The organism is Pseudoalteromonas sp. Scap06, from assembly GCF_013394165.1.
GTDB lineage: Bacteria > Pseudomonadota > Gammaproteobacteria > Enterobacterales > Alteromonadaceae > Pseudoalteromonas.
In genome coordinates, this window is record NZ_CP041330.1 from 3,365,231 (window position 1) to 3,381,174 (window position 15,944).

Sequence of the window (15,944 nt, forward strand, 5' to 3'; positions counted from 1 at the left end):
TCTATTCCTCTCGTTAATCTTTGCCTGAAGCATTAAACTGCTGCTGAACCAGAACAAATCTCACTAATTTCTTGTGTGATTGCTGCTTGGCGAGCTTTGTTATATACAAGCTGTAACTCATCCATAAGGTCACCGGCATTATCAGTTGCAGCTTTCATTGCAACCATGCGGGCAGCCTGTTCAGAGGCAGCGTTTTCAACTACACCTTGGTATACTTGAGATTCAATGAAACGTACTAACAAAGACTCTAAAATAGCCTCTGGGTTTGGTTCATATAAGTAATCCCACGCATGTGTAGATACTTCTTCTTCAGCTTTTGGCAAAGGGAGTAACTGATCTACTATTGGCTCTTGCTTCATGGTATTAACAAAGTTGTTATATACCAGGAATAAACGGTCAATTTTACCTTCAGAGAATGCATCTAGCATTATTTTTACCGGACCAATTACGTCCTGTACTGAAGGCTTATCTCCAAGACCTGCTTTTTTAGCAAGCACTTGACCACCAAAACGTTGAAAGAAGCCAGCTGCTTTACTACCTAAAGTAGCAAAATCAGCATCTACGCCTTTCTCTTTCCACGCTTTAATGTCTAATGCAACTTTCTTAAACTCATTTGAGTTTAAGCCGCCACATAGACCACGGTCAGTAGAGATAACAATATAACCAACTCGTTTTACTTCACGTTCTTCTAAGAACGGGTGAGTAAAATCAAGATTTGCTTGAGCAACACGACCAATCACTTTACGTAATTTTTCAGCGTATGGACGGCTTGAAGCCACTCGTTCTTGCGCCTTTTTCATTTTAGACGCAGCAACCATTTCCATTGCGCTAGTGATCTTTTGAGTATTTTTAATACTGCCGATCTTGCTTTTAATCTCTTTTCCGCTGGCCATGACTCTCTCTCCGAATCAAGGTGTGCCTTAGAATATAAAGCACACCATTAATAACTAAATTACCAAGTTTGCGTAGACTTGCACTTCTCTAGAAGTTCTTTAAGCTGCGCTTCGATCTCGGCGTTGTAGTTACCAGTTTCATTGATTTGAGCCATAAGCTCTGCGTATGTGCTATTTGCGAAAGAAAGTAATGCCGCTTCGAAATCCATGATTTTAGAGATTTCGATGTCTTGCAAGTAACCTTTCTCAGCTGCGAATAACGACAAAGACATTTCAGCAACAGACATTGGCGCGTACTGTTTCTGCTTCATTAGCTCTGTTACACGCTCACCATGCTCAAGTTGAGCACGAGTAGCATCATCAAGGTCAGACGCGAACTGCGAGAACGCAGCTAATTCACGGTACTGAGCTAGGGCTAGACGGATACCGCCACCTAGTTTCTTAACGATTTTAGTTTGTGCAGCACCACCAACACGCGATACCGAGATACCAGCATTTACTGCCGGACGGATACCTGAGTTGAATAAGTCAGTTTCTAAGAAGATCTGACCATCGGTGATAGAGATAACGTTTGTCGGTACGAACGCAGAAACGTCGCCGCCTTGAGTTTCAATGATAGGCAATGCCGTCAATGAACCTGTTTTACCTTTCACTTCACCATTAGTGAACTTTTCTACGTAATCAGTGTTTACACGTGATGCACGCTCTAAAAGACGCGAGTGAAGGTAGAATACGTCACCTGGGTATGCTTCACGGCCTGGTGGACGCTTAAGTAGCAATGAGATTTGACGGTAAGCAACAGCTTGCTTAGATAAATCATCATATACGATTAATGCGTTTTCACCACGGTCACGGAAGTATTCACCCATAGTACAGCCCGAGAACGGTGCTAAGTACTGAAGTGCCGCAGATTCAGAAGCAGATGCTACAACTACGATAGTATTTGCAAGTGCACCGTGCTCTTCTAATTTACGTACTACGTTAGCAATAGTAGATGCTTTTTGACCAACCGCTACGTACACACACTTAACGCCTGTGTCTTTTTGGTTGATGATTGCATCGATTGCTAGTGCAGTTTTACCTGTTTGGCGGTCACCGATAACAAGCTCACGCTGACCACGACCAACTGGGATCATCGCATCGATAGATTTGTAACCAGTTTGTACTGGCTCATCTACTGATTGACGCTCGATTACACCTGGTGCAATTTTTTCTACAGGTTCAAAACCGTCGTTATCTAAAGCGCCTTTACCATCGATAGGAGCACCTAGCGTGTTTACAACACGACCAAGTAGACCCGCACCAACAGGAACTTCTAAGATACGACCAGTTGTGTATACTTTTACGCCTTCTGTAAGGTCAGCGTAAGGACCCATTACTACTGCACCAATTGAGTCGCGCTCAAGGTTTAGTGCGATAGCATAACGGTTGCCAGGAAGCTCAATCATCTCACCTTGCATACAGTCAGCTAGACCGTGGATGCGAATGATACCATCAGTAACAGATACAATTGTACCTTCGTTACGAGCTTCACTTACAACTTCGAACTTCTCAATACGTTGTTTGATCAGATCTGAAATTTCAGTGGAATTAAGTTGCATGCTCTTTTTCCCAATTACGATTGTAGTGTTGTGGCTAAGCGATTTAATTTACCGCGTAAAGAGCCGTCAATTACAGTGTCGCCTGCCTTAATAATAAGGCCGCCAACTACTGTAGCGTCTTCACTACAATTCAGCTTAACTTTGCGTGCGAAACGTTTTTCAAGTGCCGCTACCAATGATTCTTGCTGGGCTGCAGCAAGAGGTGTTGCCGAAATCACATCAATATCGATTTCTTTTTCATAGTCTGCTTTTAAAGCAGAAAATAAATGAGCAACTTCAGGTAGTGCAATCAAACGTCCATTTTCAGCCATCACCTTAACTAGGTTCTGACCTTGTTCGTTGAGCTGCTCACCACATAAGTTAATAAATAACTCAGCTTGTGCGGTAGCAGTAGGCAATCCAGCTAAAATGGTAGATGCCTGTTCATTGCTGGCAACGTGGCCAGCAAAGAACAACATGTCATTCCAGCTTTCAATAGCGCCTTTTTCAACGGCAAGTTCAAAAGCCGCTTTAGCGTATGGGCGAGCGATAGTAGTCAATTCAGACATGCTCATACCCTCCTAATTACAGCTCAGCGACAAGTTTTTCAACGATGTCACTATGTGCGGCTTGATTGATTTCGCGCTCTAAAATTCTTTCTGCGCCAACCACTGCCAGAGTTGCTACTTGCTTACGTAGCTCTTCTGTCACACGGTTACGCTCTGATTCAATTTCAGAGTGCCCTTGAGCAATAATTTTTTCACGCTCTTGCTGACCACGAACAGTTTCTTCGTCAACAATTAGCACGGCACGCTTTTTAGCTTGATCAATGATATCAGCCGCTTGAGCCTTTGCATCTTTAAGCTGTTCTGCAGCTTTCTGTTGCGCTAGTTCTAAGTCTTTCTCGGCTCTATCAGAGGCAGCTAAACCATCTTCGATTTTCTTCTGGCGAGCTTCAATTGCACCGTTTAGTGGTGGCCATACGTATTTCATACAAAATAATACGAACACCGTAAACGCAATTAATTCACCGATAAGAGTGGCGTTTAAGTTCACAACCGCTCCTCCTTAAATAGTAAGCTGTTCAAAAAATAAAATTAAAGTACGAACAACAATACCATCGCGATACCAACACCAATCATTGCTACAGCATCGATTAGACCAGCAAGGATAAACATTTTAACTTGTAGCGATGGTGCTAGCTCAGGTTGACGTGCACATGCTTCAAGGAATTTACCGCCCATGTTACCAAAACCGATTGCTGTGCCGATTGCACCGAAACCGATAAGTAAAGCTACTGCGATGTATTTTAAGCCGTTTAATAATTCTAAAGCTTCCATTTATTTCTCCAAAGTTTCAATTGTATTAAAAGTAAAAGTAAAATTGTAAATATAGTAAATATAGTAATTAGTGATTATCTGAACTTGCCATGCTTAGGTATACGATTGTAAGCATCATGAATACGAATGCTTGCAATACGATTACTAAGATATGGAATACAGCCCACACAAAGTGCAACGGTAGTTGCATTAAACCTACAGCACCTATAAGGATGAAGATTAACTCACCTGCATATAAGTTACCGAACAAACGCAGAGCCAGTGAAAACGGCTTAGAAACCAATGCGATAAGCTCTAGTAATAGGTTGAATGGAATTAAAAGAATCTGCATAGCTGTATTGTTTGAACTAAACGGGTGAAGTGTTAGTTCTTTAATAAAACCGCCGATACCTTTGATTTTAATTGAGTAACCAATCATTAGAATGAACACACCCAGCGCAAGTGCAGCTGTCATGTTGATATCTGTAGTTGGTACAATTTTCATGTATACGTCGTGTGAATCCATACCGAATGCAGTTTCGCCAACAAAGCCAGCAAATGCAGGTAGGAAGTCAACTGGGATTAAATCCATTAAGTTCATTAAGAATATCCAAACGAATATTGTTAATGCTAATGGTGCAATTAGCTTACTTTTACCGTGGAAGGTATCGCGTACGTTGTCGCCAACGAACTCAACAACCATTTCAATGAAACATTGAAGTTTTCCAGGTACACCCAGAGTTGATTTTTTTGCGGCACTACGGAAGATCCATAAAAATATTAGACCTAGTCCGATAGACCATGCGAGGGTATCTATATGCCATGTCCAGAAGCCACTATCCGTACATGCTTTATTGAAGGCAAGACCAGCGTCGGTCGAGCACATCTTAGCATTGGTTAAGTGGTGCTGAATATGGCTAGATAGAGTAACTTCTTCTGCAGCCATGTTATATCCCAAAAGTTAATGTTTAAAAAAAACGGGTGTAAACAATCCTGTAAACAACACCAACACATAAGCACAAAAGAAAGGTAGCAGTACTACCGGATAAAGCTTTAGCATTAGTGCAAACAAAACGATTGTTAGCATAAATTTTAATCCGTTGCCGCGTTTCAACGAGGCATACGCTTGATTTGCTCGACTTGCACCCATATATCTGAATGCATAAAGCGCAAATACAAAGTTAGGAAGTACTGCGACTGCGCCACCAGCTAGAGCTGAAAGTGCGGCATTGGTTTCCCAACCTATAAAAATTATTAGTGCAGCTAAAAGGGCTACAAATCCCTGAAGGCAAATTAATTTTAATGCGGCAAGCCTATACGGGCTTGCTAACTTATTAGTCACTTTTAATTAACCTTTATGACGCTCTAATTGTCAGGGTATGAAAACTGGCGAAATTATACTTAATCCTGCCAGTTTTGCAACTTGAGTAGGTGCTTTGTAACACAAAATCGCTGTAAATGTCCCTTTTTAGACATCCAATAAATTAATGGTGGGAATAGTCTTGATTGATACGGTTTAAAATACCGTCTAACTCGTCAAGATTAGTGTAAGAAATAACCAACTTCCCTTTGCCTTTTTTGTTGTAATTTATTTCTACCTTTGCCCCTAGGTTATCAGCAAGCTGCTGCTCTAACTGTTTAACATCTGGGTCTTTTTCTATTACTTCTTTTGCTGGAGCTGGCTCTAAAATAGAGCGAACTAGTTTTTCAGTTTCGCGAACGGTCAATGCCTTTGCAACAGCTAAGCGGGCTGCATCTGATTGCACTTCGCCTTCAAGTGCTAATAAGCAACGAGCGTGACCCATTTCAATGTCACCATGCTCTAACAAAATTTTTACATCGTTATTTAGATTATTTAAGCGTAATAAGTTAGTTACGGTCGTACGTGATTTACCAACTGCATCAGCCACTTGTTGATGTGTTAACTCAAACTCATTAAGCAACCGATTAAGTGCAATCGCTTCTTCCATAGCGTTTAAGTCTTCACGCTGAATATTTTCAATCAGAGCAATAGCAACGGCAGCTTCATCAGGTACATCTTTAATAATACAGGGTACAAACTCAAGCTTAGCTATTTGCGCAGCACGCCAGCGACGTTCACCGGCAATAATCTCATAGCTGTTATGCGCAACAGGGCGTACAACGATAGGTTGAATAATTCCTTGTGAGCGTATCGAACTGGCGAGTTCTTCGAGTGCCTCTTCAGACATGTCTTTACGAGGTTGGTATTTACCTGAGTGTAAAAGCTCGATCGGTAGTTTTTGTAATTCACTGTTACTAGGCTGCGCTGCATTTTCAACGGCGCTGGTTACGTTAGCAGTATCCTGTTCCTTACCTTCGCTTGGTGCAGGTTTAGATGAACTTAAAAGCGCATCGAGTCCTCGGCCTAAACCTCGTTTTTTAGCAGACATGTTATTTTTTTACCTCAAAGTTAGGCGACAACGGGAGTTGTTTTTTCTTTTCTGCGTAGCATTTCACCAGCGAGAGCTAAATAAGCTTTCGCGCCACTTGATGCTCGATCGTAGTACATTGCTGGGGCACCAAAACTTGGGGCTTCTGCAAGTCGAACATTACGTGGGATCACCGTACGGTATACTTTATCGCCAAAATGTTGTTTTAATTGTTCTGATACATCATTTGCTAGTCGATTACGCGGATCGTACATAGTACGAAGTATGCCTTCAATCTGTAAGTTAGGGTTAACTAACTTAGCAAGTTGCGTAATCGTGTCCATTAATGCTGTTAATCCTTCCAATGCATAATATTCACATTGCATAGGTACTAAAATAGAATCGGCAGCGGCCATGGCATTAACGGTTAACATATTTAAAGAAGGCGGGCAGTCTATAAAAATAAACTCATACTGATCTTGTATTTTTTCAAGCGCGTTACGCAAACGTACTTCTCGCGCAAATAATTCCATCAGCTTAACTTCTGCAGCGGTCACATCACCGTTTGCAGCAATCATATGATATTCGCCTGAGGTTTCTTTAATAATCACTTCATCAATAGGCTTATCTTCTATGAGCAAATCATAGATAGTAGGGACGTCACCATATTTGTCGACGCCACTGCCCATGGTCGCATTGCCTTGCGGGTCGAGATCTATTAACAGCACTTTACGTTTCGTTGCAGCCATAGATGCAGCGAGATTAACGGCAGTGGTAGTTTTACCTACTCCACCTTTTTGATTTGCTAATGCGATGACTTTTGCCACAGTGTCTCTGATCCCTAGTCTTTAGAAAGAATTATTAAATGTCGTTGTGCATCTAAATCCGGTACTTCTAATGCAATTTTTTGCTCAAACTTAACACCTGTAGGGAGTGAGTCTAATTCCTCACTTGGAAATACCCCTTTAAGTGCAATGAACTTACCTGAATGATCAATTAAGTGCGAGCACCAGTCAATCATATCTTGTAACGATGCAAATGCACGACTTAGTACGCCATCTAATTTAACACTTGGTTGATATTCTTCAACTCTTGACTGCACCGGGGTGACATTATCAAGACCAAGCTCATGTTTAACATGCATTAAAAAACGTACACGTTTACCTAAACTATCTAATAATACAAACTGCGTTTCAGGTAAGGCAATAGCTAACACTATGCCCGGTAAACCAGGACCTGTGCCAACATCAATATAATGATGACCGGTCAAGTGAGGAGCAACAACTAAGCTATCCATTATATGTTTAACCATCATTTCTTGAGGCAAACGTACCGAGGTTAAGTTATAGGCTTTATTCCACTTATCGAGTAATTCAACATAGCGGACAAGTTGTTGCTGTTGTTTTTGTGTTAGCGCAATATCAGTTTGCGCTAACAAAGTTGTTAATTGTTGCTGTAACACAATGTACCTTTACCGTTACGCAGTTTTGCGTAACAAGCCTTGCTTCTTCAGATACACTAATAATAGCGAAATCGCCGCTGGGGTGATACCAGAAATACGCGAAGCTTGGCCGATAGTGTCTGGACGAGCATCAATTAGCTTAGCAACTACTTCGTTTGATAAACCAGAGACGGTTTTATAATCAAACTCTTTTGGTAAAATTGTTTCTTCATGACGAAGCTGCTTATTGATCTCATCTTGTTGACGCGCGATATAACCTGCGTACTTCGTATGAATTTCAACCTGTTCTAGAGCGGCCTGATTAGTGAACTCAGATCCGAGTCCTTCAATCGCCATCAAGTCGTTATAACGCACTTCTGGACGACGCAGTAATTCTTCTAAGCTGGCTTCACGCACAAGTGGCGTTTTAAGTAATTCGTTTACTTTATTAACCATGGCATGATCTTTATGGATCCAGGTATCTTTAATACGCTGTTTCTCTTTAGCGATCACTTCCATTTTTTCGTTGAATGCTTGCCAACGTTCATCGTTAACTAAACCAAGTTCACGGCCTTTTTCAGTTAAACGAATATCAGCGTTGTCTTCACGAAGCAACAAACGGTATTCAGCGCGGCTAGTAAACATACGATACGGTTCTTTTGTACCCAGTGTTGCTAAGTCGTCAATCAGTACGCCAACATAGGCTTCATCACGACGTGGTGTCCACGACTCTTTACCTTGTACTTGTAAGGCTGCATTCATACCTGCGATCAAACCTTGTGCACCCGCTTCTTCGTAACCGGTAGTACCATTAATTTGACCAGCAAAAAATAAACCATCAATAAATTTAGTTTCTAATGATTGTTTTAAATCGCGTGGATCAAAAAAGTCATATTCAATAGCGTAGCCAGGACGACAAGTGTGTGCGTTTTCAAAGCCGGTGATCGATTGCACAATTTCTAACTGCACATCGAACGGTAAGCTAGTTGAAATACCGTTAGGGTATAACTCGTATGACGTTAAACCTTCTGGCTCTACAAAGATCTGGTGTTTATCTTTATCTGCAAAACGTACAATTTTATCTTCAATAGACGGACAGTAACGTGGGCCTATTCCTTCGATAACACCTGAGTACATAGGTGAGCGATGTAAGTTTTTGCGAATAACATCATGTGTTTTTTCATTGGTGTAAGTGATGTAACACGGAATTTGTTGTGGGTGGTCGCTTTGTTTACCCATAAATGAGAATACCGGTGTTGGTGCATCACCTGGTTGTTCTTGCATTTTACTAAAATCAACAGTCCGGGCATCAATACGCGGTGGCGTGCCGGTTTTTAAACGATCTACTCTAAATGGTAATTCACGTAAGCGATCAGCTAAGGCAATTGAAGGCGGATCGCCAGCTCGGCCACCTTTGAAATTTTCAAGGCCGATATGAATTTGACCGCCTAAGAATGTGCCCACGGTTAGTACCACACTAGGTGCACTAAAACGCAAACCCATTTGTGTCACCACACCGGTTACACGATCATTTTCAACGATTAGATCATCACATGATTGCTGAAAAATCTTTAAGTTTTCTTGGTTTTGAAGTGTATTTTGAATAGCCGCTTTGTACAAGGCACGATCCGCTTGTGCACGCGTTGCTCGTACAGCAGGGCCTTTAGAGGAATTAAGTGTACGGAATTGGATCCCACCTTTGTCAATGGCTTGAGCCATTGCGCCACCTAGGGCATCAATTTCTTTAACCAGATGGCCTTTGCCAATGCCACCAATTGCTGGGTTACAAGACATTTGACCAAGGGTATCCATATTGTGAGTCAGCAGCAGGGTATTCATCCCCATACGGGCAGCTGCCAATGCGGCTTCAGTGCCTGCATGTCCACCACCTACTACGATAACGTCAAAATTTTCGTGAAAAATCATTAATGGGATCCTACTTAAATCAAACCAGTAAACTTCAAAAGGGAGCGTATTCTACCTAGAAATTAGCAGAAGATAAATGATTAAACAGTGCTCAAGATCTAAGTAAGTGATCTCTAATAATATAAAGGATCTTTTAAAGAGATCTTTTAATACTATTACTACTACTGATCGGGTTTTCTGTTGATAAGCTTTAGATCATGATTAAAAACATATAATTAGATCGGATCTAAAGGTGTTAGTATGATCGGATCTTCAGGCAAATAAGCTCTGATCAAAACGGGCTGTTATACACAGGCCGATCAAGGCTCGATCTTATCCCATGGATAAGCATGACTAAAAAAGCAGTTTAATCAGTGTTTATCCACAAAATCTATTAAATTATTAGTAAATTGTGGGTAACTTTATTTATAACTTTTCGCTTGATCTTTCTATTTTAAACCTGTTTGTGTTATCCATGAGTCTAACCAAGCTAAGGCCGTATCTTCGGGCAGTGCTTCATCAAGAATATTAAGCTCTAAACGTTGTGCTACTTTTACAGCGCCTTTTTGACTTAAAAGGGCATCTATATTGCGTCCTGCAAGGTTATAAGTGTCGTAACTAGTATCGCCAAGTGCAATAACCGAATACTTTAAATGCGAAAGATCATCCACTTGTGATACTTGTTCGATAAAACCAATCAGGTTGTCAGGGTAATCACCCGCACCGTAGGTTGATGTACAAACCAACCAAATAGTATTTTGTTGATCTATTTCATTAAATTCAGGTTGATCATGTAGTTGGCTATTAATCCCTTGGTTGTTAAGTGCATCATTTAACTGCTCTGCAACGTACTCGGCGGATCCCATTTGACTACCAACGATAATATTTACTGAACTCATGAATATGGCTGATCACTATTAGTTTTAATTGCTGCATATGATAGCTCAGTGAGTATAACAGTAAAGTTAAGAGTGCTATTTTGTATAACTATTTTTGTGGTAATTTAAGCCGTCGCGCTAACTAGTGCTTTAACTTGTTGATTATTAATGAGTTAACAAAATATATTTAAATGTAATCTTCTGATCAAGTTGTTGATAAGGTTGGGGAAAGCTCTGCTTAACTAAAAAGCAATGTTATAAATAGTTTGCTAAGTTATTGATTTTATATTGAGTGTTAACCACCAGCTAGCACAAATTCATAAATAAAGGCGTGTTGATCTTAGTGTGGATACAAAGCATGTTGATAACTTAAAATTGGGATCGAGAATAATTAAAAAAAATGATCCATTTATGCAGATCAGACTAAAAATCCATTTTTATTTTCTAAAAATCACTATTTAACTGATTTAAACACAGCATATTTTTACTTTTTATCGCTTTTAACTCATTTTCAAGGCAATAAAACCCCAATTGTGGATAACTGATCTGCAAAAAATAATTTTCATCAATTTAAACTAAGAAATTAACTATATTTTGCTGGTGGAGTGGGCGATCAAACTTACTTTTTAGGTACGTTTTATTTTTATGGTTTAATAATTACCTATGGCCAAGCTTGAAAAGCTAATGTAATAGGTTCTCTTTTAGGGGGAGATAAGCTTAATTTTTTACTATGAATGTAGGTAGTTTATCTGCTGTTTGGTGTGATTATAGGTTTAGCTCATCTGCCTTAAACACATTTTTAAACATAAATGGAGGCTAATATTGGTGCAATTTAGCTGTATTTTTTAGTCTGTTTGGTTTTTAAAGTGAGTTATTAAAATACATTTTGGCGAGTCGATATTAAAAATAGTAGGGCATTAAAAAGGGCACCTAAGTGCCCTTAATGATCAAATTAATAGTTCGACTATTTACCGATACAGAACGAGCTGAAAATTTTGCCAAGCAAATCATCAGAAGTAAATTCACCAGTTATTTCGTTAAGATACTGCTGTGTTAAACGCAGTTCTTCCGCGAGGATTTCACCGGCCACATGCATCTCTAATTGTGTTTTACCTGTATCTAAGTGATACGCAGCATGTTCTAGTGCATCTAAGTGACGACGGCGTGCCATAAAACCACCTTCTGTAGCACCATCAAAACCAATGCAAGCTTTTAAGTGAGTACGAACTAACTCTATACCATCAGCATTTTTAGCGCTTAAACTAATGACAGGATATTGTTGTTTTTGATCTATGCCGACTACATCACCTGATAAATCGGCTTTATTTCTGATCACAGTCACGCCCATACCTTGGGGTAACTTAGCCATAAATTCAGGCCAAATAGCATGTGGATCGGTATCAGTGGTGTCGGTGCCATCAAGCATAAATAGCACCCGATCAGCTTGGTTTATTTCATCCCAGGCACGTTCAATGCCTATTTGCTCTACCTTATCTGGGCTTTCTCGTAGGCCTGCGGTATCTATTATATGCAGTGGCATACCATCTATATGTATATGCTCACGTAATACGTCACGAGTGGTGCCGGCTATTTCAGTTACGATGGCCGCTTCTCGTCCTGCTAATGCATTAAGTAAGCTTGATTTACCTGCATTAGGACGACCTGCAATAACGACGCGCATACCTTCGCGCATTATACTGCCTTGTTTGGCTTGATTGGTAACGGCATTAAGCTGCTCGATGATGGCATTTAAATCACCGCCCACTTTTCCGTCTGATAAAAAATCGATTTCTTCGTCAGGAAAATCAATAGCCGCTTCCACATACATACGTAAGTGAATGACTTTTTCAACTAGGGTTTCTATGTGCTTAGAGAATTGCCCTTGAAGTGATTGTAGAGCACTTTTAGCGGCTTGCTCGCTAGTTGCATTAATTAAGTCGGCGATTGCTTCTGCTTGAGTTAAATCAAGCTTGTCGTTCATAAACGCACGCTCAGAGAATTCACCTGGTTTAGCTAAACGCACACCGTCTATTTTACTTATTTCTTTGAGTAGCATATCAAGAACAACAGGGCCACCATGGCCTTGGAGTTCGAGTACATCTTCACCGGTAAATGAGTGTGGGCCAGCAAAGTAAATCGCAATACCTTGGTCAAGTTGCTGACCTGCAAGGGTGTTAAATGGCACATAGTCGGCATAACGAACTTTAGGGACTTTGCCTATTATTTTTTCAGCAACCTGTTTGGCTAGGTTTCCTGAAACGCGAATAATACCAACACCGCCTCGGCCTGGGGCAGTGGCTTGTGCTGCAATTGTATCGTGATTGATCATGCGGTTTATTTGCCAACTTAAATAACGTAATGGCGGTATTGTAACCTATCAAATAGGCACTCGCGAATGCTGTTATAAAAAATAGGCAATAAAAAAGGCGACTTAAGTCGCCTTTATATAAGTAGGGAGTTTAATCGCCCCTTACTTTAATTCCTTTCTTTTCCATGCCACGGTAGATGATTAACATCTGGACAATAGAAATAAGGTTAGACACTAACCAGTAAAGTACTAAACCAGATGGGAACCATAAGAAGAATACAGAGAAGATAACCGGCATAAAGGTCATCATTTTTTGCTGCATTGGATCGGTAACCGTCATAGGTTGTAGTTTTTGCGTTATGAACATACTCGCACCAAATAAAATTGGTAATACGTAGTATGGGTCTTTTGCAGAAAGGTCAGTTAACCAAAGTACAAATTCAGCATGACGTAGTTCTGTTGATTCTAAGAATACATAGAACAAGGCTAAGAAGATTGGCATTTGCAGTAAAATAGGGAAACAGCCACCCATAGGGTTCACTTTTTCTTTACGGTACATTTCCATAGTCGCTTGGCCGAATTTTTGACGATCATCGCCATACTTTTCTTTTAGCGCCTTCATCTTAGGCTGTAACGCACGCATTTTAGCCATTGAGGTGTACTGTGCTTTAGTCAGTGGATACATTAATGTTTTAACGATAATAGTGATGGCAATAATTGCTACACCCCAGTTACCTAAAATACTGTGTAACCATTTAAGTAGCACAAATAACGGCTGCGAAATGAAAAACAACCAACCATAATCAACTGTTAAGTCTAGGTCTGGATGAATGGCTTCAAGTTTATCTGACTCTTTAGGGCCCATGTAATAAGTTGCAGTAAGTACTTGCTCACTACCAGCTTGAACATTAACCGCTTCGTCTTTAACACCAATAATAGCCGCATTACTTTTAGTAATTAAACTATAAAGAGTATTAGTTTGATCTTGCATTGGTACCCAAGCACTTACAAAGTAATGCTGAATAAAGGCAACATAACCACCTTGAGTATTAATACTGAGGTTTTTATCAGCCATGTCTGAAAAACTGTACTTTTCATATTTCTCTTCGCTAGAGCCATAAGCAGCACCAAGATAGTTCTGGTCAACTAAGCTACCTTTTTCTTGCACAGTACGTTTAATTTGTGTGTAAAGCTGTACTTGAATTGGCTCAGCAGTGGTGTTGTTTACAGTGTACTCAAGAGCAACGTCGTATTGGCCTTTTTTGAATACATAGGTTTTAGTAAAGGTAACACCTTTGCTATCAGTAAACGTTAAAGGAACACGCAGTTCATCACCATTCATTGTATAGCTTTTTTGCTGTGTACTATAAACAGGGCGGCCATTTGCAGATGCATCTGGGCCATTTAAACCAATTAAACCACTTTGAGAGAAGTATTGATTGCCATCAAACTCACCCAAAAGCATAAAGGGTGTTTCTTCACCTTTTACTTCTTCGTATTGCAGTAGGTCTGATTCAACAATATCACCACCGCGGGTATCTATTTTTACAGTGAATACGTCAGTTGTGATATCGATTACTGAACGTTTTGCACTGATTGCTGCAGTTGGTAAATCACCGTCTGTTGACGAAGGTACATAATCATCAGAATCAGGTGAGTTAGATTGTAGTGTTTGTGTGTTGGCACTAGGATCGGCTTTTGGTGTGTTGTAGTCATTATTCCACTCTTGAAATAATAAAAACGACACTAGCATTAGGCCGATGAATAAAAACGTGCGTTGCGATTCCATAACAGCTCTTATTTCTCGTGTTGGTGGTTAATACGGGTTAATTTTTCAGGAACGGGGTCGTCTCCGCCTGAATGTAAAGGATGGCATTTTAATATGCGTTTAACTGCTAACCAACTCCCTTTTACCGATCCATGCAAATTAATTGCTTGAATAGCGTAACTAGAGCATGTTGGATTAAAACGACAATGCGGACCTAATAGCGGGCTAATCCACTTTTGATAACCGCGGATAAATAAAACTAAACAACGTGTTGGTAAAGCAGCAAGTGGTTTAAGTAACCTCATGTTGTACATGCCCCTACGTTATGTTTAGTGAATAGATACCATGTATTTAAAGACTCACTATGAGATTTTAAACGCATGATTAAAAGGTGAGCTAAAGATACCTTAATTAACCCTGTAATTCTATTGCTATTGGGTTTGTTTAGTCGATTTAGCTGATTTGTTTGGGCGTTTTTTAAATGGTGGCGGTTTAGGGGCACCAGGTTTGCAGCGTTCATTAATCTTACGCCACAGCTTTGTAAGTTGTTTGGTTAATTCTTCATTAGACTGTTCATCAATGCCACTTTTAACCATCAACACAATATCAATATTATCGAGCGTGTGTTGGTTTAAACGAAAACTTTCGCGAGCAAGACGTTTAATACGGTTTCGTTGACATGCCTTTTTTACACGTTTTTTAGCAACAGTAAGGCCTAATCTAGGTTTTGACTGGTCACTTGGTTTTGCTAATAAGGTAAAGAAAGGAGTTGCAGCCCGAGCGGGTTCGTTAAATATGCGAGAGTAATGCGAGGGAGTTAACAGACGTAACTCCCTGCCAAAGCTAAAGTCTTCCACTTATAAATTAAGCAGAAAGAACTTTGCGGCCTTTAGCACGGCGACGAGCTAATACTTTACGGCCATTTACAGTTGCCATACGAGCACGGAAACCGTGTGTACGTTTGCGTTTTAAAACGCTAGGTTGAAAAGTTCTTTTCATAACAATCTCATCCGATCGGTTAAAGTTAAAACATCCTATGCAGGTCGCGATCCTGGCACAGGTGCCATTGCGAGCGCGAGATATTATAGATGAAGTGACGAAAAGTCAATCATAATAGAGTGCGTAAAGCATGTTTATTTATGATCAATTTTCATGATCCGATAGGATCATCATAAATAAGAAGTTTTCCACAGCCCCTGTATAAAAAGTGAATAAAAGCATGGGAAAAGTAAATTAGATCGTAAATTGTGGTCGCGATCTGCTGCCAGTTTTGTTATGATCTCTAATCAAGCTTTAAAATAAAAAGCTATTAGAATCAGTCTGTTATTATATTTATACATCGATATCAACAATTTTACAAAATCAATCTTTTACTTGTGGATAAAGTGCATTCATAATAGTCGGTCTTGGGCTGCTTATTGAGCCATTTAAACGCAATACAGGTGTGATTTTTGAATCATTA

The 15,944-nt window shown here is 40.1% G+C and carries 17 protein-coding genes; all 17 read right to left on the minus strand.

Annotation, left to right across the window (positions count from 1 at the left end):
• Positions 1–32: 32 nt before the first annotated feature.
• Positions 33–893, minus strand: coding sequence for a F0F1 ATP synthase subunit gamma (atpG, locus tag FLM47_RS15510; protein WP_008112136.1), 861 nt, complete (start codon positions 891–893; stop codon positions 33–35).
• Between the two features lie 59 nt (positions 894–952).
• Positions 953–2,494 (minus strand): F0F1 ATP synthase subunit alpha, encoded by a 1,542-nt coding sequence (gene atpA / locus FLM47_RS15515; RefSeq protein ID WP_008112134.1) that lies wholly within the window; start codon positions 2,492–2,494, stop codon positions 953–955.
• A gap of 14 nt (positions 2,495–2,508) precedes the next feature.
• Positions 2,509–3,042 carry a F0F1 ATP synthase subunit delta gene (atpH, locus tag FLM47_RS15520; protein WP_008112132.1) on the minus strand — a complete coding sequence of 178 codons (534 nt, stop codon included), beginning with the start codon at positions 3,040–3,042 and terminating at the stop codon, positions 2,509–2,511.
• 16 nt (positions 3,043–3,058) lie between these two features.
• Complete coding sequence (gene atpF, locus FLM47_RS15525; RefSeq protein ID WP_008112130.1) at positions 3,059–3,529, minus strand: F0F1 ATP synthase subunit B; 471 nt, start codon at positions 3,527–3,529, stop codon at positions 3,059–3,061.
• Positions 3,530–3,570: 41 nt separating this feature from the next.
• Complete coding sequence (gene atpE, locus FLM47_RS15530) at positions 3,571–3,813, minus strand: F0F1 ATP synthase subunit C (RefSeq protein WP_008112128.1); 243 nt, start codon at positions 3,811–3,813, stop codon at positions 3,571–3,573.
• 67 nt (positions 3,814–3,880) lie between these two features.
• On the minus strand, positions 3,881–4,738 hold the full coding sequence (atpB, locus tag FLM47_RS15535; RefSeq protein WP_008112123.1) for a F0F1 ATP synthase subunit A: 858 nt from the start codon (positions 4,736–4,738) through the stop codon (positions 3,881–3,883).
• A 15-nt stretch (positions 4,739–4,753) separates the two neighbouring features.
• On the minus strand, positions 4,754–5,134 hold the full coding sequence (locus FLM47_RS15540) for an ATP synthase subunit I (protein ID WP_008112121.1): 381 nt from the start codon (positions 5,132–5,134) through the stop codon (positions 4,754–4,756).
• A 142-nt stretch (positions 5,135–5,276) separates the two neighbouring features.
• A complete protein-coding gene (locus FLM47_RS15545; protein ID WP_075169486.1) occupies positions 5,277–6,203 on the minus strand; it encodes a ParB/RepB/Spo0J family partition protein in 927 nt (308 codons plus the stop codon).
• 20 nt (positions 6,204–6,223) lie between these two features.
• Complete coding sequence (locus tag FLM47_RS15550; protein ID WP_008112117.1) at positions 6,224–7,009, minus strand: ParA family protein; 786 nt, start codon at positions 7,007–7,009, stop codon at positions 6,224–6,226.
• Positions 7,010–7,023: 14 nt separating this feature from the next.
• Complete coding sequence (gene rsmG, locus FLM47_RS15555; RefSeq protein WP_008112113.1) at positions 7,024–7,644, minus strand: 16S rRNA (guanine(527)-N(7))-methyltransferase RsmG; 621 nt, start codon at positions 7,642–7,644, stop codon at positions 7,024–7,026.
• 15 nt (positions 7,645–7,659) lie between these two features.
• Positions 7,660–9,549 (minus strand): tRNA uridine-5-carboxymethylaminomethyl(34) synthesis enzyme MnmG, encoded by a 1,890-nt coding sequence (mnmG, locus tag FLM47_RS15560; protein WP_178956824.1) that lies wholly within the window; start codon positions 9,547–9,549, stop codon positions 7,660–7,662.
• Positions 9,550–9,977: 428 nt separating this feature from the next.
• A complete protein-coding gene (gene mioC, locus FLM47_RS15565; RefSeq protein ID WP_178956825.1) occupies positions 9,978–10,427 on the minus strand; it encodes an FMN-binding protein MioC in 450 nt (149 codons plus the stop codon).
• A 943-nt stretch (positions 10,428–11,370) separates the two neighbouring features.
• Positions 11,371–12,735, minus strand: coding sequence for a tRNA uridine-5-carboxymethylaminomethyl(34) synthesis GTPase MnmE (gene mnmE, locus FLM47_RS15570; RefSeq protein ID WP_138608898.1), 1,365 nt, complete (start codon positions 12,733–12,735; stop codon positions 11,371–11,373).
• A gap of 130 nt (positions 12,736–12,865) precedes the next feature.
• The gene (gene yidC / locus FLM47_RS15575) at positions 12,866–14,503 is read right to left on the minus strand and encodes a membrane protein insertase YidC (protein WP_138608896.1); all 1,638 of its coding nucleotides are present in this window, start codon (positions 14,501–14,503) and stop codon (positions 12,866–12,868) included.
• A gap of 8 nt (positions 14,504–14,511) precedes the next feature.
• Positions 14,512–14,787, minus strand: a complete 276-nt coding sequence (yidD, locus tag FLM47_RS15580) for a membrane protein insertion efficiency factor YidD (protein ID WP_024601490.1) — start codon at positions 14,785–14,787, stop codon at positions 14,512–14,514.
• Positions 14,788–14,913: 126 nt separating this feature from the next.
• On the minus strand, positions 14,914–15,339 hold the full coding sequence (gene rnpA, locus FLM47_RS15585) for a ribonuclease P protein component (RefSeq protein ID WP_008467046.1): 426 nt from the start codon (positions 15,337–15,339) through the stop codon (positions 14,914–14,916).
• Positions 15,340–15,346: 7 nt separating this feature from the next.
• Entirely contained in the window at positions 15,347–15,481 is a 135-nt protein-coding gene (gene rpmH / locus FLM47_RS15590; RefSeq protein WP_008112968.1) for a 50S ribosomal protein L34, read from the minus strand.
• Positions 15,482–15,944 lie beyond the last annotated feature (463 nt).